This is a genomic window from Acinetobacter sp. ANC 5600 (assembly GCF_002018395.1).
Classification (GTDB): domain Bacteria; phylum Pseudomonadota; class Gammaproteobacteria; order Pseudomonadales; family Moraxellaceae; genus Acinetobacter; species Acinetobacter amyesii.
This window is the reverse complement of the sequence record NZ_MVKW01000002.1, coordinates 137,157-162,131: the sequence shown is the minus strand read 5'-3', so window position 1 is coordinate 162,131 and position 24,975 is coordinate 137,157. Positions and strand designations below refer to the sequence as shown.

The 24,975-nt window shown below is 40.1% G+C and carries 21 protein-coding genes; 15 read left to right on the top strand and 6 right to left on the bottom strand.

From position 1 onward, the window contains the following. Positions 1–21: 21 nt before the first annotated feature. The 11 genes from aroK (at position 22) to B1201_RS04570 (ending at position 16,786) form a co-directional block, all read left to right on the top strand. The gene (gene aroK, locus B1201_RS04620) at positions 22–567 is read left to right on the top strand and encodes a shikimate kinase AroK (protein ID WP_078189378.1); all 546 of its coding nucleotides are present in this window, start codon (positions 22–24) and stop codon (positions 565–567) included. Positions 568–581: 14 nt separating this feature from the next. Next, a complete protein-coding gene (gene aroB / locus B1201_RS04615; protein ID WP_078192528.1) occupies positions 582–1,664 on the top strand; it encodes a 3-dehydroquinate synthase in 1,083 nt (360 codons plus the stop codon). 7 nt (positions 1,665–1,671) lie between these two features. Further along, positions 1,672–2,511: a hypothetical protein gene (locus B1201_RS04610; RefSeq protein WP_078192527.1), complete on the top strand. Its 840-nt coding sequence runs from the start codon at positions 1,672–1,674 to the stop codon at positions 2,509–2,511. Positions 2,512–2,955: 444 nt separating this feature from the next. Continuing rightward, positions 2,956–7,431, top strand: coding sequence for a glutamate synthase large subunit (gltB, locus tag B1201_RS04605; RefSeq protein ID WP_171263750.1), 4,476 nt, complete (start codon positions 2,956–2,958; stop codon positions 7,429–7,431). A 69-nt stretch (positions 7,432–7,500) separates the two neighbouring features. Further along, complete coding sequence (locus B1201_RS04600; RefSeq protein WP_078189374.1) at positions 7,501–8,922, top strand: FAD-dependent oxidoreductase; 1,422 nt, start codon at positions 7,501–7,503, stop codon at positions 8,920–8,922. Between the two features lie 240 nt (positions 8,923–9,162). Beyond that, complete coding sequence (locus B1201_RS04595) at positions 9,163–10,047, top strand: metal-dependent hydrolase (protein ID WP_078192525.1); 885 nt, start codon at positions 9,163–9,165, stop codon at positions 10,045–10,047. Between the two features lie 161 nt (positions 10,048–10,208). Then, positions 10,209–10,799, top strand: a complete 591-nt coding sequence (locus tag B1201_RS04590; protein WP_078189372.1) for a LemA family protein — start codon at positions 10,209–10,211, stop codon at positions 10,797–10,799. Positions 10,800–10,828: 29 nt separating this feature from the next. Then, a complete protein-coding gene (locus B1201_RS17230) occupies positions 10,829–11,896 on the top strand; it encodes a TPM domain-containing protein (protein ID WP_078192524.1) in 1,068 nt (355 codons plus the stop codon). After that, entirely contained in the window at positions 11,890–12,450 is a 561-nt protein-coding gene (locus B1201_RS04580; RefSeq protein ID WP_078192523.1) for a TPM domain-containing protein, read from the top strand. The genes B1201_RS17230 and B1201_RS04580 overlap by 7 nt, the downstream gene beginning before the upstream one ends. Before the next feature lie 204 nt (positions 12,451–12,654). Continuing rightward, positions 12,655–13,083: a pilin gene (locus tag B1201_RS04575; protein WP_078192522.1), complete on the top strand. Its 429-nt coding sequence runs from the start codon at positions 12,655–12,657 to the stop codon at positions 13,081–13,083. A gap of 70 nt (positions 13,084–13,153) precedes the next feature. Continuing rightward, positions 13,154–16,786, top strand: coding sequence for a fused MFS/spermidine synthase (locus B1201_RS04570; protein WP_078192521.1), 3,633 nt, complete (start codon positions 13,154–13,156; stop codon positions 16,784–16,786). 90 nt (positions 16,787–16,876) lie between these two features. Here the strand turns inward: B1201_RS04570 and bfr are convergent, their stop codons facing one another. The 6 genes from bfr to gmk all read right to left on the bottom strand — a co-directional run bounded on the left by bfr (position 16,877) and on the right by gmk (position 21,752). Beyond that, positions 16,877–17,341 carry a heteropolymeric bacterioferritin subunit Bfr gene (bfr, locus tag B1201_RS04565; RefSeq protein WP_078192520.1) on the bottom strand — a complete coding sequence of 155 codons (465 nt, stop codon included), beginning with the start codon at positions 17,339–17,341 and terminating at the stop codon, positions 16,877–16,879. 254 nt (positions 17,342–17,595) lie between these two features. Beyond that, positions 17,596–17,790 (bottom strand): bacterioferritin-associated ferredoxin, encoded by a 195-nt coding sequence (locus B1201_RS04560; RefSeq protein ID WP_078192519.1) that lies wholly within the window; start codon positions 17,788–17,790, stop codon positions 17,596–17,598. 218 nt (positions 17,791–18,008) lie between these two features. Beyond that, positions 18,009–18,392, bottom strand: a complete 384-nt coding sequence (locus B1201_RS04555) for a RidA family protein (protein WP_078189365.1) — start codon at positions 18,390–18,392, stop codon at positions 18,009–18,011. A gap of 54 nt (positions 18,393–18,446) precedes the next feature. Continuing rightward, positions 18,447–20,552, bottom strand: a complete 2,106-nt coding sequence (locus B1201_RS04550; RefSeq protein WP_078192518.1) for a RelA/SpoT family protein — start codon at positions 20,550–20,552, stop codon at positions 18,447–18,449. 218 nt (positions 20,553–20,770) lie between these two features. Next, complete coding sequence (gene rpoZ / locus B1201_RS04545) at positions 20,771–21,052, bottom strand: DNA-directed RNA polymerase subunit omega (RefSeq protein WP_067762989.1); 282 nt, start codon at positions 21,050–21,052, stop codon at positions 20,771–20,773. A 76-nt stretch (positions 21,053–21,128) separates the two neighbouring features. After that, entirely contained in the window at positions 21,129–21,752 is a 624-nt protein-coding gene (gene gmk / locus B1201_RS04540; protein ID WP_078192517.1) for a guanylate kinase, read from the bottom strand. A 133-nt stretch (positions 21,753–21,885) separates the two neighbouring features. On the opposite strand from gmk, the gene ispH reads away from it, so the two are divergent. The 4 genes from ispH to B1201_RS04520 all read left to right on the top strand — a co-directional run bounded on the left by ispH (position 21,886) and on the right by B1201_RS04520 (position 24,975). Continuing rightward, positions 21,886–22,836: a 4-hydroxy-3-methylbut-2-enyl diphosphate reductase gene (gene ispH, locus B1201_RS04535; RefSeq protein ID WP_078192516.1), complete on the top strand. Its 951-nt coding sequence runs from the start codon at positions 21,886–21,888 to the stop codon at positions 22,834–22,836. A gap of 164 nt (positions 22,837–23,000) precedes the next feature. After that, complete coding sequence (locus tag B1201_RS04530) at positions 23,001–23,549, top strand: pilus assembly FimT family protein (protein WP_078192515.1); 549 nt, start codon at positions 23,001–23,003, stop codon at positions 23,547–23,549. Beyond that, positions 23,549–24,067, top strand: coding sequence for a type IV pilus modification protein PilV (pilV, locus tag B1201_RS04525; protein ID WP_078192854.1), 519 nt, complete (start codon positions 23,549–23,551; stop codon positions 24,065–24,067). The genes B1201_RS04530 and pilV overlap by 1 nt, the downstream gene beginning before the upstream one ends. Next, positions 24,064–24,975: a PilW family protein gene (locus tag B1201_RS04520; RefSeq protein WP_078192514.1), complete on the top strand. Its 912-nt coding sequence runs from the start codon at positions 24,064–24,066 to the stop codon at positions 24,973–24,975. The genes pilV and B1201_RS04520 overlap by 4 nt, the downstream gene beginning before the upstream one ends.

The following is a 24,975-nucleotide window of genomic DNA, read 5'->3' as shown; positions in this document are numbered from 1 at the left end:
ACAAAAGAAATAGGTGACTCCTTGCCAAGCAAAGAGTTTGAAACCCTACCAAATATCTATTTGGTAGGGCCAATGGGGGCAGGAAAAACAACCGTAGGGCGACATTTAGCAGAATTGTTAGGACGTGAATTTCTAGACAGTGATCATGAAATTGAACGTAAAACAGGTGCGACCATTCCTTGGATTTTTGAAAAGGAAGGGGAAAAAGGCTTTAGAAGTCGTGAAACGAATGTCATTGATGAGTTAACTGCAAAGAAACAACTGGTCTTGGCGACTGGCGGTGGTGCTGTGACTCAGCCCCCAAATCGTGAATTTTTAAAACAACGTGGTATTGTTGTTTATCTATATACTCCGGTGGAAATTCAGTTACAACGAACCTACCGCGACAAAAATCGCCCACTTCTTCAAGTGGAAAATCCAGAGCAAAAGCTACGAGATTTATTGGCTGCCCGTGATCCTCTTTATCGTGAAGTCGCGCACTATATTATTGAAACCAATCAAGGTGCTGCGAGAGATCTTGCGCAAAAAATTTTTAATTTAATTGTTTCACAAAATATATCTCGTTAGAAAAGGTTAAATTCATGCAAACCTTACATGTTGAACTCGGTGATCGTCGCTACCCTATTTTTATTGGGAGTGACCTTAATCCACAAACTTTACTTGAGCCTTATGTTCAGGGTAAACAAGTGATGATAGTCTCTAATACCACAGTTGCACCGCTCTATTTAAAACATTATGTAGAAGCAATTGAGGCATTAGGGAAAACTGTTGCGACATGTATTTTGCCTGATGGTGAAAAGTATAAAAATTTAGACCATTTGAATTTAATTTTTGATGCCTTGCTCGAAGCAGGCTTTAACCGCGATTGTACGGTTTTGGCATTAGGTGGTGGTGTTATTGGAGATATGACCGGTTTTGCCTCTGCATGCTATCAACGCGGTGTGTATTTTATTCAAGTACCGACGACTTTACTTTCTCAAGTGGATTCAAGTGTTGGTGGCAAAACAGGGATTAACCATCCACTAGGTAAAAACATGATTGGTGCCTTTCAGCAACCCCAAGTGGTTCTTGCGGATATGGCGCAATTAAAAACTTTGCCAGCGCGTGAACTTTCTGCAGGTTTGGCTGAAGTGATCAAATATGCGTTGTTGGGTGATGTTGAATTCTTAACTTGGCTTGAACAGCATATGGATGCTTTAGTTGCAGGTGATGCAACTTTGTTGGCTGAAGCGGTTTATCGTTCATGTGCCCATAAAGCGCGTATTGTGGCCAATGATGAAAAAGAACAAGGTGAGCGTGCGTTATTAAACTTGGGTCATACCTTTGGCCATGCGATTGAATCGTACTTGGGGTATGGTGAATGGTTACATGGCGAAGCCGTTGCAACAGGGATGGTGATGGCTGCAGATTTGTCCCATCGTATGGGCTGGATCACAGTTGAAGATTTAGAGCGTACAAAAAAAATCATTTTACGTGCACAATTACCGATAGTTTGTCCTAAAATTCCGCTAGAGGAATTTTTGGCGTATATGTCCCATGATAAAAAAGTACTGAATGGGCAATTACGACTTATTTTACTGAAATCATTAGGTCAGGCCATCATCACCAAAGAGTTTGATGTCGAATTAATGAAACAGGCAATTTTGGCAAATCAGGCAGAGTAGGTACATCATGGCAGCGCGGCAGTCTCAATGGCAAAAAGTTCATCACTACACATGGTTGGTGGGTGGAGCTGTGTGTCTGTTCGCTGCATTGGTTTTTTGGGCGATTACAGATACCAAAGAATTGGTTGAAGTTGAAAAACAAGCGGAAACCGAAGTCGATTTACAAATTCAGCCAGAGAAAGTGGCAGCAATGTCCCATCTTGGTGCATTAAATGACGAAGTGCGTCCGCTTGATATGACGACCCGTGTGGTTGCTACAGCTCAACATGAACCAGAATTCCGCGGCACTAAATTTATCAATGATTCTGTCAAGTTTTATGGTATTGAATTATTTAGGGTTTCTGAAGAAAATATTTTAAAAAGCTTCTTACGCAAGCAGCCTGAGCGTCATAAATTTATTTATCTACGTCTTTCTGGTGAAGACCATCCTGAGCAATACGTCATTTTAACAGGACCATATTCGTCTCAAAATGATGCGAAAACTGCAATGTCGAGCCTAAATATTGCTTTGCCTGCATCAATTAAACCTAAGGTTGTGGAATTTAAACAATATCAACCATATGTGAATGACTTAGGCGCGGAAGAAATGTCGTCGAGTCAAAAGTTATATGCTGTTAAATTAAAGTCTGTGCCTTTACCGAAAATTGATGAAGCTCAAATCGCAGCACGAAAAGCAGCGGCTGCAGCGACGGTAACAACTCCAGCTAATGCAACAACAAGTACTACGGTGACTCGCCGTGATGCTGAAGGGAATGTGATTGATGTGCAAAAATCACAAAGTAGTGTAGATGCACCACGTCCAAAACCTGCACCGGTAGAGCAAGAAGTAACCGATCCATTCAATTAGTTCTAAAATAGCGCAAGATGTCTTAGGAAAAGTCTAAACTGCACAGAAAAAGTGCATAAAATTATAAAAGAACAATTTAAATTATTTGTTATAACTAAAAAATGTTTGTAATCAGCCATCTTAGGAGAAAATGCATCAAGTTGGCATGTAAATTGCTTAATTGGTGCGTAAATTGAACTTTTCTCCCTGTTTTGGCGCGAAAATGATTCGATAAAAGTGCGAAGTCATTAATCCAGTCGTTATCCCTGATCTGAACTGCAAAAGCAGAAAATTTGACTTTTATCATGCATCTAAGATGAATTCGGTTTATCTTAAGGGTGTGAATAAGAAATAATTTTGCTCGACAGAACAATTCATGTGAGTAAGTTAAGACGAATCGCAACAAGAAATTAGTTTGTTAAGTGCTCGAAAGAGCTGTAAAGAAAAGAAGGGTACGCTATGCACATGCCATCGCCTAATACTGTAGCTCCCGCTCAAGGTTTATACCAACCGGATGAGTTTAAAGATAACTGTGGTTTCGGTTTAATCGCCCATATGCAGGGTGATGCAAGCCATGATCTCGTCAAAACCGCAATGCATAGTTTAAGTTGTATGACCCACCGTGGTGGTATTGCCGCAGATGGTAAAACCGGTGACGGCTGTGGTCTACTCCTTGCTATGCCAAAAGAATTTTTCCGTGACGAAGCGAAAAAACTCAGTGACATTACATTGAGTGAAATCTTTGCTGTGGGTACGGTATTTCTAAACCTAGACCCTGCATTAGCCGCACATGCAAAACAAATTTTAACCAAAGAAATCGAAGACGAAGGTTGTAAAGTCATCGCTTGGCGTGTTGTGCCAACCAATAACGATGCGTTGGGTTCAATCGCGATGCAGTCATTGCCTGCATTTGAACAAATTATCGTGAATTGCCCAATGGGTGTTTCAGAGGTTGAATTCAACCGTAAGTTGGTGATGGCACGTCGTCGTGCAGAACAACAGCTGACTGCTGACCCATACTTCTATGTAACCACTTTATGCTCAACTGTGATCAGCTATAAAGGTTTGATGATGCCAGCAGCCATTGCTGACTTCTATACCGATCTTGCTGATGAGCGTTTAAAGTCACACATTGTTGTATTCCATCAGCGTTTCTCAACTAATACCTTGCCTCGTTGGCCATTGGCTCAGCCGTTCCGTTACTTAGCACACAATGGTGAGATCAATACCATTACCGCCAACCGTAACTGGGCGATGGCACGTACACCAAAATTTGAAAACCCATTGCTGCCGGGTTTAACTGAGCTGAATCCAATCGTAAACCGTACAGGTTCGGATTCTTCAAGCTTAGATAATATGCTGGAAATCCTTGTCGGTGGCGGTATGGACTTGTTCCGTGCGCTACGCATGTTGGTTCCACCTGCTTGGCAAAACGTTGAAACTTTAGATGCGGACTTACGTGCATTCTACGAATTCAACTCGAAGCATATGGAAGCATGGGATGGTCCAGCAGGTCTGGTAATTCAAGATGGTCGTCATGCGATTTGTATGCTTGACCGTAATGGTTTACGTCCAGCACGTTGGGTGATTACCAAAAATGGTTACATCACCTTGGCATCAGAAATTGGTGTTTGGGGTTATGAACCTGAAGACGTTGTGTCTAAAGGTCGTGTCGGTCCGGGTCAAATCTTGGTGATTGATACCTTTACCGGCAAAATGCTCGATACTCAAGATGTGAGTAATCACCTCAAACGTATGCGTCCGTACCGTCAGTGGTTACGTGAAAACTCAGTACGTGTGCAAGGTAGTCCAGAGCTAGAAGAATATTTATGTGATCAAGGCTTAAAAGGTGATGACCTGAAAGCTTCACAAAAAATGTTCATGGTTACCTTTGAAGAGCGTGACCAATTGCTTCGTCCAATCGCTGAAAGTGGTCAGGAAGCCGTGGGCTCAATGGGTGATGATACGCCAATGGCAGTATTGTCTCGTCAGGTGCGCCATGTGTCTGACTACTTCCGTCAGCAGTTCGCTCAGGTTACGAATCCGCCAATCGATCCATTACGTGAATCGATCGTAATGTCATTAGAGACATGCCTCGGCCGTGAACAAAATGTATTTGAACAAGGTCCAGAGCATGCAGATCGTCTGATCATTTCAAGCCCTGTATTGTCAAATTCGAAAATGCATCAAATTCGTACTCTTGGTCGTAAAGGTTACGAGATTGCAGATATCGACCTGAACTATGCAGAAGATGAAGGCTTAGAAGCTGCCATCGCGCGTATTTGTGAAGAATCTGCGCAAGCGATTCGCGATGGAAAGACATTACTTGTATTGTCTGATAAGAAAATCCGTCAAGGTTTCTTACCTGCAAATGCATTGATGGCGACTGGTGCGGTTCACCATTATTTAATCAATGTGGGTCTACGTACCGATGCCAACATTATTGTCGAAACTGGTTTAGCACGTGATGCACACCAGTTTGCGGTGATTCTTGGTTTCGGTGCGACAGCGATCTATCCTTACCTTGCATATGACGTGATCAATGACTTAATCGCGAAAGGCGAATTGTTGGGTGACCCAATCCATGCGCAAGCGAACTTCCGTAAAGGCATTGAGAAAGGCTTATTGAAAGTCCTTTCTAAGATGGGTATTTCTACTGTTGCCTCTTACCGTGGCGGTCAGTTGTTTGAAGCGGTCGGCCTCTCTGATGAAGTGGTTGCAAAATGCTTTACTGGCGTACCGAGCCGTATTAAAGGCGCAACATTCTCTGATCTAGAAAATGACTTGAAAAAATTGGCAGATTTGGCGTGGAAATCACGTAAGCCAATCGATCAAGGCGGTATGCTGAAATTTGTATTCGGTAAGGAATATCACGCATTTAACCCAGATGTGATCAATGCGCTGCATAAATCTGTGCGTTCTGGTAATTATGCGGACTTTAAAGAATACGCAGAGCTAGTGAATAACCGTCCAATTGCGACGATTCGTGACTTATTCAAGCTGAAAACAGATCAATCGATTGCACTCGATCAAGTTGAATCCGTTGAAGAAATTCTGCCACGTTTTGACTCGGCTGGGATGTCTTTAGGTGCTTTGTCACCTGAAGCGCACGAAGCTATTGCAATCGCAATGAATACCATTGGCGGTCGCTCGAACTCAGGTGAGGGTGGCGAAGACCCAGCGCGTTACGGCACTATTCGTAACTCGAAAATCAAACAAATTGCATCTGGCCGTTTTGGTGTGACCCCTGCATATCTAACTTCTGCAGAAGTCCTTCAAATTAAAGTGGCGCAAGGTGCAAAACCAGGTGAAGGTGGTCAGTTGCCGGGCGGTAAAGTGAATGGCTTAATTGCACGTTTACGTTACTCAGTGCCGGGTGTGACATTAATTTCTCCGCCACCGCATCACGACATCTACTCAATCGAAGATTTATCACAGTTAATTTTCGATTTAAAACAGGTTAACCCACAGGCGATGGTGTCCGTTAAGCTGGTTTCTGAGCCGGGTGTTGGTACGATTGCGGCTGGTGTAGCAAAAGCATACGCAGACTTCATTACCATTTCTGGTTATGACGGCGGTACAGCGGCTTCTCCACTTTCTTCAATTCACCATGCAGGTTCTCCATGGGAGCTTGGTCTATCTGAGGCGCATCAGGCGCTACGTGTGAATGACCTGCGTGGCAAAGTCCGTGTACAAACTGATGGTGGCTTGAAAACAGGTCTAGACGTTGTGAAAGCAGCGATTCTTGGGGCAGAAAGTTTCGGTTTCGGTTCTACACCAATGATCGCATTGGGTTGTAAATACCTACGTATTTGCCACTTAAACAACTGTGCGACCGGTGTTGCAACACAACAAGATCATTTACGTCAGGAACACTATATCGGTGAGCCTGAAATGCTGATCAACTTCTTCCACTTTATTGCGGAAGAAACACGTGAATGGTTAGCAGCGCTAGGCGTTGCAAGTCTGAAAGATTTGATTGGCCGTACAGATTTACTGGAAATGCTTCCGGGTGAAACTGAAAAACATGCACACCTTGATTTGAGCGCATTGCTCCAATCGCATCCTGCGGCTGAAGGCAAAGCACAGTACTGTGAAGTACAAGGTAATGCACCATTCGATAAAGGTTTATTGGCTGAGAAAATGGTAGCTGAAATGCTGCCAGCGATTGAAGCAGGCACAGGCGGTGAATATAGCTTCACTATCGGTAACTGTGACCGTTCAATTGGCGCGCGTATTTCGGGTGAGATTGCAAAACGTTATGGCAACCTCAGTATGGAAGCGCACCCTGTTAAAGTTAAATTAACAGGGACTGCAGGTCAGTCATTGGGTGTTTGGAACGCCGGCGGTTTACACATCAGCCTAGAGGGTGATGCGAATGACTACGTGGGTAAAGGTATGGCTGGTGGTCGTATCTCGATCTTCCCACCGAAAGGTTCACCATTCCAAACGCAAAATACTGCGATTATTGGTAACACCTGTTTGTATGGTGCAACAGGCGGTAAATTGTTTGCTGCAGGTACAGCAGGCGAGCGTTTTGCTGTACGTAACTCAGGTGCGTTTGCCGTGATTGAAGGTGCAGGCGACCACTGCTGTGAATACATGACGGGTGGTATCGTGACTGTATTGGGTAAAGTGGGTCATAACTTTGGTGCGGGTATGACAGGCGGTTTCGCTTATGTGCTCGACCTCGACAATGACTTTGTTGACCATTACAACCACGAACTGATTGAATTGAACCGTATCTCTACAGAATCGATGGAAGAACACAAAGAGTTCTTGTGCCGTATCTTAGATGAACATATTAAAGAAACAGGTAGTGCTTGGGCGTATAAGATCCGCAACGAGTTTGACTTCTATAGCCGCAAATTCTGGCTTGTGAAACCAAAAGCTGCTAATTTGCAGACTTTGTTGAAAACAACTCAAGCTGATCCACAATAATTCCACTACTGCAGATTTGATAGGCAGGTGTAAGTCCAAACATGCTTACACCTACCCACGGAGAGAGACATGGCAGAGCGCCTAAATAATGACTTTCAGTTCCTGGATGTAGCACGCCAAGATCCAGAGAAAAAAGATCTAGTTGTCCGCAAAGCAGAATTTGTGGAAATCTATAAACCGTTTACAGCTGAAGTTGCAAAAAACCAAACACACCGCTGCTTAGGTTGCGGTAACCCGTATTGTGAATGGAAATGTCCAGTACATAACTACATTCCAAACTGGCTAAAACTGATTGCAGAAGGTCGCATTTTCCAAGCGGCAGAATTGTGTCATCAAACCAACACCTTGCCTGAAGTTTGTGGTCGTGTGTGCCCGCAAGACCGTTTATGTGAAGGCGCGTGTACGCTAAATGACGGCTTTGGTGCAGTCACCATTGGTAATGCTGAAAAATACATTAACGATACGGCTTTTGCATTGGGCTGGCGTCCAGATATGTCACACGTTAAGTGGACAGACAAGAAAGTTGCGATTATTGGTGCAGGTCCTGCTGGCCTTGGCTGTGCAGATATTCTTGTACGTAATGGTGTGAAGCCAGTTGTATTCGACAAACGCCCTGAAATTGGTGGTTTGCTGACATTTGGTATTCCAGAATTCAAAATGGAAAAAGATGTGATGAAACGTCGCCGTGAGATTTTCTCTGGCATGGGAGTTGAATTCCGTCTAAATACTGAAATTGGTACAGATGTGACGATTGATCAGCTTTTGGCTGATTACGATGCTGTATTCATGGGTATGGGAACCTATACTTACATGAAGGGTGGTTTTGCGGGTGAAGATCTTGTTGGTGTTCATGATGCACTGGATTTCTTGATTGCCAATGTCAACCGTACGCAAGGTTGGGAAAAAGATCCATCTGAATACATCAGTATGGAAGGCAAAAAAGTGATTGTTCTCGGTGGTGGTGATACCGCGATGGACTGTAACCGTACCTCGATCCGTCAAGGTGCCGAATCCGTTGTTTGTGCCTACCGTCGTGACGAAGAAAACATGCCGGGTTCACGTCGTGAAGTGAAAAATGCGCGTGAAGAAGGTGTGGATTTCCAATTTAATCGTCAGCCGATTGAAATTGTAGGTGAAAATGGCAAAGTGACGGGTGTTAAAGTTGTGACTACACAGCTTGGTGCACCTGATAGTCGCGGTCGTCGTAGCCCTGAGCCAGTTCCAGGTTCAGAAGAAATTTTACCAGCAGATGCAGTATTGCTAGCCTTTGGTTTCCGTACAAGCCCCGCAGATTGGTTTACTACATCAAACATCAGTATGGATGGTTCAGGCCGCGTCATTGCTGCTGAACAGCAAGAATTTAAGTTCCAAACATCGAATCCGAAAATTTTTGCCGGCGGTGATATGGTACGTGGATCTGATCTTGTGGTAACCGCAATCTGGGAAGGTCGCCAAGCTGCAGAAGGTATTCTTGACTACTTAGATGTTTAAGTCATGACACGCCAGTGCTTACACTGGATTCATTCAAAAAACCCGCTTCGGCGGGTTTTTTATTTTTTGGAATTTACCTCAAATGACACGTGAATGGATTTTGCAGATAAATACGCTGAAAAGTTGTCAGACAGCGCTTTAGAATGGTGAATTATGCAAATGTGCTAGCACATTTTGCCATGTGTGAAAGAGCTTAGGAATTACATACTGCGATCATGATCCAAATCTTAGGAAGCGACCATGACGCAAGTGACGACACAAAAAACATATCTAAATCGTCCTAAAGCCATTGGCATTACGGTACGTCGAGCACAATTCAATCCTAAAGCGATTCGCCGGCATTATTTTGCCAATTCACCGGTGATGTCGCATTTGTTGACGGCATTGTCATCGACCTTTCCCATTGGTGAGCAATTCTTTGTGCATAGCGTGCGTAATGTACGCGATAAAGTCAGTGATGATAAATTACAAGCTGAGATCGCAGCATTCATTGGGCAAGAAGCGATGCATTCTAAAGCCCATGCTGAATTTAACGATGCTTGGCGCAGTGAAAGCTATAATTTAGATCGTTTCCAGGCATGGTTGGCACGTAAAGACAGCTATGTAAAAAACTTACATCCAAAGATTCAACTTGCAATCACCTGTGCTTTTGAACATTTTACCGCTTTGCTTGGCGGCTATATTTTAAGACATCCTGAAGTGCTCAGTACTTTAGATGATGATGCAGTGAAACTTTGGGTTTGGCATGCGATTGAAGAAATTGAGCATCGCGCAGTGGCATTCGATGTATATCAGCATGTCTATGGTGATGACAAAATACGTCGGATGATTATGCGCAGTGTGACCACGGGTTTTGCAAGTCTTACGTTTTATTCTGCAACGAAGCTATTTATGCAGGATAAGAAAAAAAGTTTGCCGAAGATTGGTGGAAATATATTCGGGGCGTATTTATTGGCAAAAATGTTTATTCAATTGACGCCAGAATATTTGTCATATTACAAAGCAGAATTCCATCCGAGCGAAATTGATTACAGTCAGATCGTGAAATATTGGAAAGAACGCCTTGCTGATGAATATCAAATGGAAAGTTTTCAGACTGAAACTACACCGCAGTTGTATAGCTAATTCAAAATGTTAAAAAAGCCAGAGTTGTGGGCTTTTTTTTATGCTAAATATTTTTCGAGTAGATCAGTTTAATCACAAAGAAAATACATAATTCATTCGAAAAATAAGGTTAGAATGAATTTATTTAAACAATTACAAATAAATACTTGAGGTTAAGGGTTATGAATTCAATGAAAAAAAGCATGCTCGCAATCGCATTAGTCAGTACGTTGACCCTGAGTGGTTGTGGCTATAACACATTACAAGTCAAAGACGAGGCCGTTACAGCAGCATGGTCTGAGGTGCAAAACCAATATCAACGCCGTGCAGATTTGGTACCTAACCTTGTCAATGTGGTTAAAGGTTACGCGAAACATGAGGAACAAGTACTGACCGAAGTGACTCAAGCACGTGCCAATGTTGCGGGCTTAAAAGTGGATAAGGAAGTTTTGGAAGATCCAGCACTGTTCCAAAAATATCAAGAAGCTCAAGCGCAGATGACCAGCGCACTTTCTCGTTTAATTGCAGTCTCGGAAAATTATCCAGACTTAAAAGCCAATGAGCAATTCCGTGATTTACAGGTACAGCTTGAAGGCACTGAAAACAGGATCGCTGTCGCACGTAATCGCTACATTACTACGGTACAAGACTTTAATGGCTATGCACGCCAGTTCCCGCAAGTGATGACAGCTAAAGTCATCGGTATGGATACCAAGCCTAACTTTAGCGCAGAGCAAAGTGCACAAACTGCACCAAAAGTTGATTTTAATTAATTGGCATCACTGCATTGTGAGGTGGGCTGATGGTGGATTTTGAGCTAAAACATACAGGTTTGTTGTGGTTGCAGCGCATGGTTTTAGCATGCTTATTGTGTGTGGTGGGTTTCACACATGCAGAAACTGCCACCGCTACAGATGTAGATGCTGAAACAGTTGTTGTCGGTAAAATATTAAAAGATCAACAGTCAGCTACGCAAAAAGATACAACAGCGCAGCCTGAAATCAAAATTCAGCAGCCGAATATCGCCAATGATATGGCAGATGGCGAGTCGATTCGTGGCTTGCCGACGCTCAATGAACCTGTAGTTGATGAGGCAAACTTACTTTCTGCTGCTGAAAAGCAAGCCATTAGCCAGAAAATTTTACAGTTACACGAACAAGGCAAGGCACAAATTGGCGTCGTGATTGTGCCAACCACAGGTCAAGAAGATATTTTTTATTACGCCATGCGTGTTGCAGAAAAATGGCAACTCGGTTCAGCAAAACGTGACAATGGGATATTGATGGCGATCGCTGTGAATGATCGTCGTATACAGATTCTGACTGGATATGGCTTTGAAGGCATTATGCCGGACATTATTGTTAGTCGAATTATCCGTAATCAAATCACGCCGTATTTTAAGCAAGCTCAGTATGCTCAAGGCATTGATGCTGGCTTAACGGAAATAACACGTATTTTAAATCAAGACCCTGAAGTTGCCGCTCAAGCAGCCCAAGAGCTGAAAGAACGTCAGGAACAAGCCTTACACGAGCAGCAAGCCAAAGAGAAAACTTTTACGACAGTACTCATCATTTTGGTGATTGGTATTTTTGCATCATTTATAGTGGGTAAGCGCTTAAGTGCGTCAACTGCTGCTGTTGCAGGTACCGTTGCGGGTTTGGTCAATGGTGCAGGTCTACTCACCAGTCTGTTGATGGGGGGAGCAATTTTCTTTCTACTCATCACTGCTATTGCTCAAACCATTTTTCAAATGTTCCTTGCCGGTGGTGGGGGTGGTGGAGGCCGTAGCGGAGGTGGTGGCTTTGGTGGTGGCGGCTATAGCGGAGGCGGTGGTGGCTTTGGCGGTGGGGGAGCATCAGGTTCATGGTAACGAAAACAGAAACAACAGAAATTGTCACCTGTCCTAAAACACAGGAAATACAGCAACCAAGTTTTAAACGCTGGTTGAAGCACTTCTTTTATATGCCCGCAGCAAACCGGTTTTTTAATAAGCAAGATCAGCAGGCCATTGCGCAAGCGGTGACAGAAGCTGAGCATGGCCATGTGGGGGAAATACAAGTAGTGATCGAAGGACATATCCCTTCGAACCAAGCCTACTATCAAAATACCCGTGCGAGAGCTGAGCAGCTCTTTGCTGAACTCGGTGTGTGGGATACGGAATTTAATAGTGGTGTTTTGCTTTATTTAAACTTGTGTGAACGCCAGGTTGAAATTGTCATTGATCGCGGGATGAGGCAGGCGACCGAGGCTCAAGTTTGGCAGGATATTTGCGCGCGAATTATCCAAATCATGCAAAATAAACAATACCGAACAGCTTTGACGGTTGGTGTAAAAGAGATTGGTGAAGTGATGGATCACTTTTATGCAGGGAAGTCTGTAGATCGAACGAATGAAATTGCAAATGCGCCCATTATTTTGCGCTAAAAAACGGTGATAAAGTGACACAAATCGTCACTTTTAAACACAAAAAGAGACGCAACGATTACAAAAAATAAAAATATTTTTTTAAAGTGCTGTTTTTTCTGTCATTTTCACTATAATAAATCTTGGCACGCTCTGTGCTATTTATAAAACAAGCTACATAGCTTTATTAAATAATTAAATTAAAAAACATTTGTGGAGAATGTTATGAAATCAGTTCAAAAGGGTTTTACTCTTATCGAATTAATGATCGTTGTTGCAATTATCGGTATTCTTGCAGCGATTGCGATTCCTGCTTATCAAGACTATATTGCTCGTTCACAAGTAACTGAAGCTGTAACTTTAGCAAGTGGTCAAAAAGGTGCAGTAACAGAAGTTCGTTCTAACACAGGTGCATGGCCTACATCTAATGCTGAAGCGGGTATTGCAGCAGCGTCTGCTATTTCAGGTAAATATGTAGCCCAAACAGTTGTCAGTGCAAGTGGTGTAATCACTGCAACTATGAAGAGTGCAGGTGTAAATGATGCTATTAAATCTCAAACTATTGCTTTAACTCCGACAGAGCAAAGTGGTTCATATACTTGGGCTTGTACATCTTCATTAAGTGCTAAATATCTACCAGCTGCTTGCCGTTAATTAATAAAAGTTAAAAAAGGGAGGAAACTCCCTTTTTTTTATTTAAATAAAATATAAGGAAATTTTTTAAATGTACTTAAATGAAAATATAAAATATTGGCTAAAAATTATTTTTCCTATAGCGATATTATTACAATTATTTTCATTTTCGTTATTCCATTCATTTAATTTTTTACCTAGTTTTTATACCATAAATCACTGGGGAATGCTTAATAATATTGGAGCATATTTTGGTATTAGTGCTTTGATGTTTTCTATTGCTAAAAGCAAGGTAATTAAGCCCTATTTATTTATGGGATTGGTTATAGTTGGTTATTTTATATTTTTTTTAGATATAACAAATGCATACTCAAACCCCTCTGCAAATCTTATGGTTATCTTAGCTCCATTAGGAATATATACTTTATTTAAACAACTATATTTTTATTTTTTAAAAAGAAATAATAATTTAAGTATTCTTTATTTCTTATTGACATTTCTTTTTATATTAATGGCATGGTCTACACAAACCGCTTTGGAAGTTAATAAATTTATTTTACCCCATGTGTATGATATTGATATATATAAAATTGATTCCGCTTTTGGAAATATAACATTGCCATTTGTCCAGTGGTTTGAGATGTCTCATGCTTTTTGGAAAACGTTAGTACTGGAAGTCTATTCTTTATTATCTATTGTTTTATTTATAGTAGTTTCTCTCTTTATCAGGGAAAATAAAGAGAAAAAATATAATATTATTAGAGTGCTTATTGTCCCTTTTGGTTTAGCTTTTATATGCTATAGCATTATTCCTGTTTCCGGGCCTGTATATGCGTTTGCTACTCAATACTTCCCTCTAAACATGCCAACAGCTAGTGAGGTTCAGAGTGGTAAAGTTTTTATTCCTCCTGCAGCTCGTAATGGGATGCCCTCTATGCACTTAACAGGCGCATTATTAATCTGGTTATTAACAGCAGGATTGAGTAGAAAAATTTACTTTTATATAGCAACTATATTTGTGTTATTAACAGCCATCGCTACGATTGCTTTTGGAGAACATTATCTTTTAGATTTAGTGGTTGCTTTGCCATTTGCAGCTTTTATAGGTACAGGATTAGCAAATCCTGATAATTTTATTTTTAAAAATAAGAAAATCACAACACTTTGGATGAGTTCTGGATTAACATTCATTATATGGATGCTCATGTTGCTAGTTTCATCAGAGTGGTTGTATCGTAATTTGTTATTTGTACAACTTTTTACTATATGGAGTGTTGTTGTTACAGCCATTTTATTTAGTATATATATAAAATATGTATGGAATGATGCTGAAGTAATAACCCCTAGCTTAGACATAGAGGATACGGAAAAACCAGAAACATCTACTATCCCTCGCTGGGTGATTGGTGTATTTGTTGCTTCGGGTTTTGCAGGTTTATTGTATGAAGTAGTTTATGCAAAAAGTTTAGCAGTTACATTTGGTAGTACCTCTTTAGCTTCATATACTGTTTTAACAACCTATATGTCTGGTATGGCTTTAGGTGCTTGGTTGGGTGGGTATATTGCTGATAAAGTAAAAAAACCACTTTTGTATTATGCAGGCATAGAAGCATTTATTGGTCTATATGCAGTTATTACCCCATTTTTATTTAAGGTCATTCAGAATATTTATGTTGTGTCTGTCACTGGATTATCCGCAGATGACCCTTATGTAACATTTTTACGAGTGGCGTTGGGTGTGATTGTTTTAGGTATTCCTACTATTTTGATGGGTGCAACTTTACCCATTATGTTTAAATATTTAAAACAACTCAACATTCAAAGTGATACAGCAATTAGCCGACTATATAGTGCAAATGTGATTGGTGCTGCATTAGGTTCATTTATTGGTGGGTATTTCTTTATTTCTGCAATAGGTCGAATCGGTGCGACGAATTTAGCTGCCGTTTTTAGTTTGATGATCGCCCTCTATACCATAGAGCAGTTTAAAAAACAAAAAAAACAAACTCAGGAAATAAATGATGACACATCTATCATTTCTAAAGTTTATGTACCAAAAATATTTGGCATAGTAGCACTAATTGTATTAACTGTTGGTGGAGCAGTTACGCTAGGCCTAGAAGTTGTTTCAATTCATATGCTAGCAGTAGTGGCTGGTAATAGTGTTTATGCTTTTGCCTTAATGCTTGCGGTATTTTTATTGGGTCTAGGTTTAGGCTCAATCTTTGGTAAAAAAGCACTTAACTATATAGATAGAACAACATTAATTGTTCTTGCCCAATGTGGAATTGCTGCATCTATTATTATTACAGCATTATTATGGGATAGAATTCCTGCTTATTTTGCTAGCTTTGGTGAGATGCAAAACTATATCCATTTAGGATTTTGGGCAAGAGAGATTTTAAGGGGGGCAATTTGTGCTTTGGCCATGCTTCCAGCGACATTCTTCATCGGTGCAAGCTATCCTGCAGCAATGAGTTTAGCTGCGGATTGGCTGGGACAAGGTAATGCAAAAGGTTTAGGTATTTCAAGTGCATTAAATACTATTGGTAATATATCTGGAGTTTTATTGGTTGGATTTTTATTGTTACCATTAATGGGTTCAAATAAGGTTTTTTTATTACTTGCTGTGATTTCATTAATTTTAGCAGTACTAGTATCAGTATCTGTAATTAAAGTAAATTATAAATTTAATCCTTATACTGCTGGAGTGGTAGTATCAACTCTGGTACTTTTCCTAATCTACCCAAAAAATTGGAATTTTACCAGCTTGGCACAAGGGGCGAATGTTTACTTCATGCCGTCATATTGGGGAGATGTAATAGATCATACTGAAAGTATAGAAGGTGGCGTGACTTCCGTTACACGTAGTTCTGATGGTAAATATCTAACCTTATTAACTAATGGTAAATTTCAAGGGAACAATTCAGGTGAAACTTTAGCACAGGAATCTTTTGCGTTAATTCCTCTTCTGCATAATGCTGAACGTAAAAGCGCTTTAGCTATTGGTTATGGTACAGGTATGACTGCTCGTGTATTACATGAACAGGGATTTCAAGCCCTTGATGTTGTTGAGTTATCTAAAGATATTGTATTTATGGCAAATAAATATTTTGCTGATATTAACCATAATGTAATAAGTCAGTCAGGGGTCAATTTAATTTATACGGATGGGCGAAATTTTTTATTAACCCAAGATAAGAAATATGACTTAATTAGTTTAGAAATTACAAGTATTTGGTTTGCTGGTGCAGCAAATCTTTACAATAAAGAATTCTATGAGTTATCTGAAAAGAGATTAAATAAAGAAGGGGTTCTACAACAATGGGTTCAACTACATCATATGCATCCGATTGATTTAGTGTATATTTTAAATACAGTTCGCTCAGTCTATAAACATGTATGGCTTTATTCTGCGGGGGGGCAAGGTATCATTGTTGCCTCGAATAGTGATGAGGCCTTAAAATCGCATAGCTTAAAATATCCTTATAATGACTTAACGATTGACGAATTAAAGCATAAAGAAAAAACCTTTAAAGATTCTGTCGTATTGTCACCTAAAGGAGTAGATAATCTTGCAAATAATACAGATAAGACATTAAGCCGATTGATTTCGACTGATAGTAATTTATATTTAGAATACGCAACACCAAAAGGTAATGCTATTATGAGTGATAGTCTAAAGAGTAATTTAGAATATCTTTCTAAATTTGAAATAAATTAATATTGATAGGTTTAAATATAACTGTTAAAGAAATAGTTGATTATAATTCAGATAATAAAAAACCCGCATCCGCGGGTTTTTTTAATAAGTTTAAATCTGACTCTGAATATAATTCTCTACACCCACAGACTCTACTAAGTCTAATTGAGTAGTTGTCCAATCCAACCATTCTTCTTCTTTTTCTAAGATTTCTTGAGCCAGATCTCGAGTGACATAATCTAACTGTTCTTCTGCTAGCTTAACTGCTACTTGAATGGCTTCGATGTTCTCTTTGACTTTACGCACATCACAATTTAAAACTTCAACGGTATGTTGTCCAATATAGAGCTTGCCGAGGTGCTGCAAATTGGGTAGGCCTTCTAAAAACAAAATTCGCTCAATAATTTTATCAGCATGCTTCATTTGACGAATTGATTCTTTATATTCCGCAGAGCCCAGTTGCTCAATGCCCCAATCGTTAAACATACGTGAATGAAGAAAATATTGGTTAATTGCAGTTAAATGATGATAAAGCACCTGATTTAACTGATTAATTACATCACGATTGCCTTTCATGTCTGACTCCTTAACTGCAATAAAGCTCGAACTAAGCAATATAAATTCGATATTAGAATAGAAATATCTTAAACAACAAAGTGTAATTTAGCGAGTGTTTTATAGAACAGCAAATGAAAATCACAATCAAAATAAGGCGCTAATTTTCAGGGCTTTAATAAATAAAAACCCGCTTAGAGTCAGAAGCGGGGGAGGAGGAATGGTCTGAGACCATTGGTTTTATAATTATGATTGTTGAGAAAATTTAATTTAGTTTATGCAGCAATTGCGATCCGAGCTGCAATTTGCGCAACTTCATCACTGATGATCATACGTGCTTCAGGCGCACAGCGACCACAACAGGTGCCTAAATCGAGCATATCGCGAACTTCACGATAGCTTTCTGCACCATTGGCAATTGCATCTTTAATGTCTTGATCAGTAATACCACGGCACAAACAAACGTACATGAAATCAAACCAAGTGAATAAATGGGATAAGTGATATTATTGATAATTATTATCGTTTGTCAATAAAAATCATTTAAAAATGCTTTTAAAGTGATTGAGTTTTTGAATAAAAACTGTCATTTAAGCGGAAATCTGAGTAATGCTCAGATTTCCATGTGAGGCTTTTTGTTCTTTTGGAATGTGATACTTAGTGAATGGCTTAAGCAATGTTTACTAACTTATTGATTAATAATAACCACGCCATCCATTTCAACTAGGGCACCTTTTGGTAGGCTGGCTACACCGAGTGCTGCGCGTGCAGGGTAGGGTTGAGCAAAGTATTCGCCCATAATTTGGTTGACCAATTGGAAGTTAGAAAGGTCAGTGAGGAAAATATTCAGCTTAGCGATATCGGCTAGCGTACCACCTGCCGCTTCACATACCGCTTTTAAGTTGTCGAATACACGGCGAATTTGAGCTTCAATGCCTTCTACCAGCTCCATGCTATATGGATCTAAGCCAATTTGACCTGATAAATACAAAGTGTCGCCCACTAAAATGGCTTGTGAGTAAGTACCAATTGCAGCGGGTGCATTTTCAGTATGGATTACCTGGCGGGACATCTATTTCTCCTATTATCATCACAGACACAACATATATAAATAAGCGGTGTCAGGTTAGCTGGCAACTTTCGCAGGTTCAGCAATGGCAACAGGTTGTGCCAAACGACTGATGCGTGGGAAGCCAAAATGCATTCTTAAATTACGGATAATTTCGGCAATTTGTTTACGATTGTGTACAACAATATTCACATAGGTTTTTTCTTCATGTGAACGGACAGTTTCTACACCGACTTTTTCTTTACGGCATAGATAGATCAGCTCTGAAATTTGTTCATCATTTAACAGCATGTTTAAGCATAAATAGGCTGTAAAACTAATGTCCTCACTGTCTTCTGTAGTCCAGTGTAAAGGCATGATATTTTCAGGATGTAAATGTTGTTCATGCAATAAATTATGACAACGTGAACGGTGCACAATCAAACCACGACGTGATAAATGCCCTTGTATTGGATCGCCTAAAACAGGGTTACAGCAGTGCGCATATTTAACGTCGACGCCATCAGTGCCCAAGATTAAGCGTGCAGAGTTTGAATTCTGAATGGTATCTTGAGCATATAAATGATTAGCAACCAATTGCGGTAATAAGTCACCCACGGCAATGTGTTCAAATAATTGTTCTTTATCATTTAAATGACGCCAATTCAGCACATTTTCCCAATCCGCTAATGTCAAATCACTTACAGAACGGTTAAAGAGTTTTAATGCGCGATTTAAAGCTTGCTGACCCACTAAACGTTGTTCATCTTGGTCTTGGTCGCGGAGGATATTTTGTAATGCGCGGCGGGCTTTTTGGGTATTAATAAAGCTTAGCCAGTCAGGGTTTGGTGTTGCAAGAACATCAGTGATAATTTCAATCACTTGACCACTCAGTAATGGTGTTGAAAGGGGCTTGGTTTCCCCATCAATTTTCGCACCAACGGCATGGTTGCCCAAAAATAAGCTTGCTGAATAAGCGAAATCAACCGCTGTGGCACCCTGAGGGAGTTCATGCAAATGACCGTGTGGGGTGTAAACCCAAATTTTCTCTTGATGTAGATAATCGAGTAATTCACTAAATGTGGTCTTGGCACATGCGCCATCGACTAACACGTTTAAATTTTGCATGGAGGCTTGGATCGCTGAGCGACAAGCTTGTGGTGCATTTTCACCGAGAACCACACCAAAGCGCGCCGCTTTACGCATCAACTCCGTTTGGATAGTCAGAGATAAAATGGTCTTTTCACCTTTTAAGCGCATCATTAGTGACTGGTTGCCACCGGGTAACGGGCGGCGAATATGATCGGTGTAATTTAGAACTTTAAAGCTTTCTTTGAGGATATCAGCAAGTCGGTCACAGTCTGCGATGCTTTGTAAAATAATTTCAAAGGCATGACTATGGGTGAGCTCTTGCAGATCAATATCGTTTTTTACAAAGTGACGAAGTAATTCAATATTATTATTCTTCTTTTTAATTCGACCTGAAATATGGTGTTGTTCTAGTAAGGCGGTGAGGTTGTTTTCCCACTTGGTTTGGTATTCGCAGCGTTTCGGCTTGGTTTGTAATAAAGCTTCTTGAACATTGTTATACATATCTAAGTCGAGATTTTGATAACACAAATGTTCAAGGTTGTCGGCCATTTCATTCATACCGACAAGGCGTGCCATAGGCACAAAAATTTCAAAAGTTTCTTGGGCAATACGAGCACGTTTGTCAGGGCGTAAAGCACCTAGTGTGGTCATATTGTGATAACGATCCGCCAGTTTAATAATAATGACACGTGGGTCTTGTAGGGTGGCTTGCAGAATTTTACGGAAGGATGCGGCTTTATTATATTCTTTATCACTAGAGTGGCTGAGTTTAGTGACGCCGTCGACGAGTTCAGCAACGGTCAGACCAAATTTTTCAGTAATATCTTGTTTTGTAAATTCGGTATCTTCAATGACATCATGTAGTAAAGCGGCCATTAAAGTTTCCGCATCAAGACGCATATGCGCCAAAATACAGCTCACCGCAATTGGGTGGAGGATGTAGGGTTCGCCACTTTTACGTGTAATGCCATCATGAGCAATATCCGCATAGTCGCAAGCTTCAAGCACGCGTTCGACATCACTTACTGAAAGGTAAGCGTCGATAATCACATTTAACTGTTGCTTGGCTTGGCTGACCATTGGGCCTGGCATAGAACACCCTTTTACTACTGATTTACAAATGAAACGGTTAATACTTTAATGAAATGCATATTGCATGACTTGTCAATTTTTTAGTTTAAAAAAATGAAAATCTTTTTTGCTTGCTTTGCACTTCTTAAGCTTATGTTATAACTGTTCTGAGTAAAATATTAAAGAGAATCCATAAAAAAAGCCTAGTTAAAAACTAGGCTTTTAAGGTCAGGTTTATCTTATTGGAAAGAAAAACCGTCTAAGTTTAGGTTATTTGCAGAAAGTGCAAGGTCTAAACTTGAAGTTTGGTAGTCTTGTTCACGTTGTTTCAAAATGTCTTTAGAAACGTGACCCGCTGCGATTTCACGAAGAGCAACAACGGTTGGTTTGTCATTGTCCCACTCAACAGTAGGTTCGATACCTTGACGTGCCAATTGACGCGCGCGTTTGCTTGCCACTAGTACAAGCTCAAAGCGGTTGTCTACATGGTCTAAACAATCTTCAACGGTTACGCGTGCCATAAGAATTCTCGTTTGAATATAAAATTTTAACAGACTGTGCAGTATAAGGTGCTTTGTCTATAGACTCAAGTTTTAATCACTGTTCCGTAGGGGTGATTAATTTCTCAATCAGTTTTTCATGGCGCATAGCTTGTTGTTTTAAAACAAGACGATTGGCAATAATAACGGACTCTAAGTCATGCAGTGCTTTATTAAAGTCATCATTAATAATGATATAGTCAAAATTAACGTATTGCTGCATATCTTCTACGGCACAGCTAAGACGATGTTCAATTACTTCAACAGAGTCTGTACCACGATTGGATAAACGTTGACGTAAATCGAACTGACTCGGAGGAAGAATAAAAATTTGTCTAGATTCAGGAAAAAGTTTACGAACCTGTTCAGCACCTTGCCAGTCAATTTCAAGTAAAACGTCATGACCTTTGGCCAATTGTTCTTTTACTGTGCGCTGTGCAGTACCGTAATAATTACCAAAAACTTCTGCATATTCAATGAAGCCGCCTTCATTTACCAAAGATAGAAAATCTTCTTTTTTAGCAAAATGGTAATGTACGCCGTCTAATTCGCCAGGACGCTGACCACGAGTGGTATGAGAAACAGAGACATGTAAATTGTTTACACGTTCAAGCAGGGCTTTAACGAGGGATGTTTTGCCCGTTCCCGATGCAGCAGAAACGACAAACAAGAGACCCGACATGATATTTTTCCTGATATGATAAAATATCTTCTCTATTTTAGAGTAGACGCGCGCCAAACAAAATAGTCAGACGTCTATTGTTTACATTTATTTCAAGTGATACCCGTAAAATTGAGTGGGCATTGAGGATTCTATGGAAATTGTTTTAGCTAATCCACGCGGTTTCTGTGCAGGTGTTGATCGCGCCATCGCGATTGTGAACCGTGCATTGGAATGCTTTAACCCACCCATTTATGTACGTCACGAAGTGGTACACAATAAATTTGTGGTGGACGACTTGCGTCAACGTGGTGCGATATTTGTGGATGAACTGGATGAAGTCCCTGATGACAATATTGTGATCTTCAGTGCGCATGGTGTATCTAAAGCAGTACAACAAGAAGCTGAGCGCCGTGGGCTAAAAGTTTTTGATGCGACGTGCCCTTTGGTGACCAAGGTACATATAGAAGTGACCAAGTACGCACGTGAAGGCGTGGAAGCGATTTTGATTGGTCATGAAGGTCACCCAGAAGTTGAAGGGACAATGGGCCAATATGACACCAAAAATGGTGGTTCGATTTATTTGGTTGAAGATGAACAAGATGTTGCTGATCTCAAAGTGGTGCATCCTGAAAAAGTAGCGTTTGTAACTCAGACAACGCTTTCTATAGATGACACAGCAAAAGTCATTGATGCCCTACGTCAGAAGTTCCCTGAAATTCAGGGGCCTCGTAAAGATGATATTTGTTATGCCACTCAAAACCGCCAAGATGCCGTACGTGATCTGGCCGCGCAATGTGATGTTGTATTGGTTGTGGGGTCCCCGAACTCTTCGAACTCGAACCGATTACGTGAATTGGCTGAACGGATGGGTAAGCATGCGTATTTGGTGGACAATGCAGATCAGTTGCAGCAAGACTGGTTTAATGAGCACACAAAAATTGGTGTAACTGCAGGAGCATCTGCACCTGAAATTTTAATTAAACAGGTAATTCAGCGCTTACAAGATTGGGGGGCTAAATCTCCGCAAGAATTGGATGGTCGTGAAGAAAATATTACATTTAGTTTGCCAAAAGAGTTACGTATTCCTGTAACACAGGCATAAAGTGTTAATGACTTAACATTCTGAATTTTTTTAAGAATTGACAGATAATTGCTTTTTGGCAATTATCTGTTTTTTTATGCCTTTTATCCTTATTTGTGTTTGTTTTGTAATTTAATTAGATATTATTTTTAATAGGGTAAAGTTTGGCGCGCCTTGGGGGGAGTATGCAGAAAAATAATGGATTTACGTTAATTGAGCTGATGGTGACGATTGCTGTGATGGCGATTATTGCCATGCTGGCTGCGCCTAATATGATGGAATTTGTTTACAAGAAGCAATTGGAAACAGAGGCAAGAGATTTAGCGATGACTTTATCAAATGTCAGAGGCACAGCCGTAGCTTTACGTAAAGATGTTTCACTAGAGTTTAAAAATTTACCAAATAATGGTGAAAAATTTTACTGGCAAAGTCCACGTCAAACTGTACATATAATTGCAAAAAACTTACCTGAAGGCATATTTTTTACGCCTACAGGGCTTGCGAAAAAGCGAACAACAGCAATTCGTAAATTAGTTGATAACCCAGGGTATAAAGCGGATCTGCCCGAAGATCCCTTGACTAATCCCAAAAAAATTGTTGATTGGGAAGATACAGAAGATTTAGTTTTCGAAATTTGTCACGAGAAATTAAATGAAATTAAAACTATAAAAATTTTTAAAAGTGGCGTGATTGACAAAATGCAAAGTAAGCCATTAATTGGGGAGTGTAAATGATGAAAAGTCAACGAGGTGTAGGTTTGATGGAAGTCCTTGTTTCCCTTGTAATTTTAGCTATAGCTGTTTTAGGTTTTGCAGCTTTGCAATTTAGAGCACTCGATGCTGTACAAGAGGCAAATGATCGAACGGCGGCAATGACACTTGCAAGAGATCTCGCAGAAAAAATTCGTGTAAATAGAACTCAGTTAAATGTATATAAATCTAAAATAAATGCGTCTGGTAATACGGCTGTCAAAAGTTGTATTAGGCCAGATAGTCAAACTTCAGTAGTTACGACAACAGCAATGTGTACACGAGCTGAAATGGCAACTTTCGATGCTAGTCAAATTTTAGGCGTGGCAAAGCAAAAGAATATGACAATGATTATTAATGATTGTCAAGGCGGAGATCGTCAATGTGTGTATGTTGCATGGGGAGACACAGCGATTACTGCGACTAATCAGGCAAATTGCATGGTGTCGGGTGTATACATTGCAGGTGCTAAATGCTTAGTAATGGAGGCATATGGATCGTGAATAATCAAAAAGGATTCACATTAATAGAATTAATGATTGCCTTAGTTTTAGGATCACTTATCGTTGCGGCATCAATACAAGTCTTTATGAATGCAAATCAAAGTCTTGCTTTTCAGCAAAGTAGTGCGAATATCCAAAACAGTGGATTATTTGGAATGGACTACATTATTAGAGACTTACGTCGTGCGAACATAGATTCAAATAGCGCTGCTATGACAGTAGACACCTTACATGGGGGTGTTGTTTTTTCTAATACAAATATAAGTAAAGCAACAATGACAAATGCTGAAACCATAAATGCTTTGTTAACTAAATCTTCCATTGGTCCTAGTAATTTTAAAAACATTAAGAGTGATCAAATCGTAATTCAATATAAAAATACAATTGGTAGTCAATTTAATTGTGAAGGTGTGAAGGTCCTACCAAATCAATTTGTTGTACAGCGCTATTTTTTAAAAGAAGAAAAAGCGGCTGCAGCTGCTGGTGAATATAGACCACTTTCATTACGTTGCAAAGCGACAGTATATACGGGTGACTCTATTACAAGTTTAGATTTATCCGGTGATGGTGAAATGCTGATTCCAAATGTAGATCATTTTCGAGTGTTATTAGGGGTTGCTCGCGATAATGCAGTCAAAGATGGTGTGATGGATGAGTTTATTTATGTTTCACCATCGGAATATACGAAGTTATCAGATAAACCACAAATTGTATCAATTCAACTCGGTATTTTGGTTCGCTCACCTGAAACTGTGTCGAATGGCACAGAGTTGACTAAATTTACGGTGTTAGATTCGGAAAATAAAGAGTTATTAACAGATCCAGATAAAAGTAAGTATTTACGTCAAGTTATTACCCAAACTGTCGCTTTACGCAATGGTTTTGGTGTGAAAAATCAGGCGGAGTGA

Bases quoted from the DNA above. Each gene is read 5' to 3' on its own strand.
- aroB (WP_078192528.1), top strand. From the start codon at position 582: ATGCAAACCTTACATGTTGAACTCGGTGATCGTCGCTACCCTATTTTT.
- B1201_RS04610 (WP_078192527.1), top strand. From the start codon at position 1,672: ATGGCAGCGCGGCAGTCTCAATGGCAAAAAGTTCATCACTACACATGG.
- gltB (WP_171263750.1), top strand. From the start codon at position 2,956: ATGCCATCGCCTAATACTGTAGCTCCCGCTCAAGGTTTATACCAACCG.
- B1201_RS04600 (WP_078189374.1), top strand. From the start codon at position 7,501: ATGGCAGAGCGCCTAAATAATGACTTTCAGTTCCTGGATGTAGCACGC.
- B1201_RS04595 (WP_078192525.1), top strand. From the start codon at position 9,163: ATGACGCAAGTGACGACACAAAAAACATATCTAAATCGTCCTAAAGCC.
- B1201_RS04590 (WP_078189372.1), top strand. From the start codon at position 10,209: ATGAATTCAATGAAAAAAAGCATGCTCGCAATCGCATTAGTCAGTACG.
- B1201_RS17230 (WP_078192524.1), top strand. From the start codon at position 10,829: ATGGTGGATTTTGAGCTAAAACATACAGGTTTGTTGTGGTTGCAGCGC.
- B1201_RS04580 (WP_078192523.1), top strand. From the start codon at position 11,890: ATGGTAACGAAAACAGAAACAACAGAAATTGTCACCTGTCCTAAAACA.
- B1201_RS04575 (WP_078192522.1), top strand. From the start codon at position 12,655: ATGAAATCAGTTCAAAAGGGTTTTACTCTTATCGAATTAATGATCGTT.
- B1201_RS04570 (WP_078192521.1), top strand. From the start codon at position 13,154: ATGTACTTAAATGAAAATATAAAATATTGGCTAAAAATTATTTTTCCT.
- bfr (WP_078192520.1), bottom strand. From the start codon at position 17,341: ATGAAAGGCAATCGTGATGTAATTAATCAGTTAAATCAGGTGCTTTAT.
- B1201_RS04560 (WP_078192519.1), bottom strand. From the start codon at position 17,790: ATGTACGTTTGTTTGTGCCGTGGTATTACTGATCAAGACATTAAAGAT.
- B1201_RS04555 (WP_078189365.1), bottom strand. From the start codon at position 18,392: ATGTCCCGCCAGGTAATCCATACTGAAAATGCACCCGCTGCAATTGGT.
- B1201_RS04550 (WP_078192518.1), bottom strand. From the start codon at position 20,552: ATGCCAGGCCCAATGGTCAGCCAAGCCAAGCAACAGTTAAATGTGATT.
- rpoZ (WP_067762989.1), bottom strand. From the start codon at position 21,052: ATGGCACGCGTAACCGTTGAAGATTGTTTAGACCATGTAGACAACCGC.
- gmk (WP_078192517.1), bottom strand. From the start codon at position 21,752: ATGTCGGGTCTCTTGTTTGTCGTTTCTGCTGCATCGGGAACGGGCAAA.
- ispH (WP_078192516.1), top strand. From the start codon at position 21,886: ATGGAAATTGTTTTAGCTAATCCACGCGGTTTCTGTGCAGGTGTTGAT.
- B1201_RS04530 (WP_078192515.1), top strand. From the start codon at position 23,001: ATGCAGAAAAATAATGGATTTACGTTAATTGAGCTGATGGTGACGATT.
- pilV (WP_078192854.1), top strand. From the start codon at position 23,549: ATGAAAAGTCAACGAGGTGTAGGTTTGATGGAAGTCCTTGTTTCCCTT.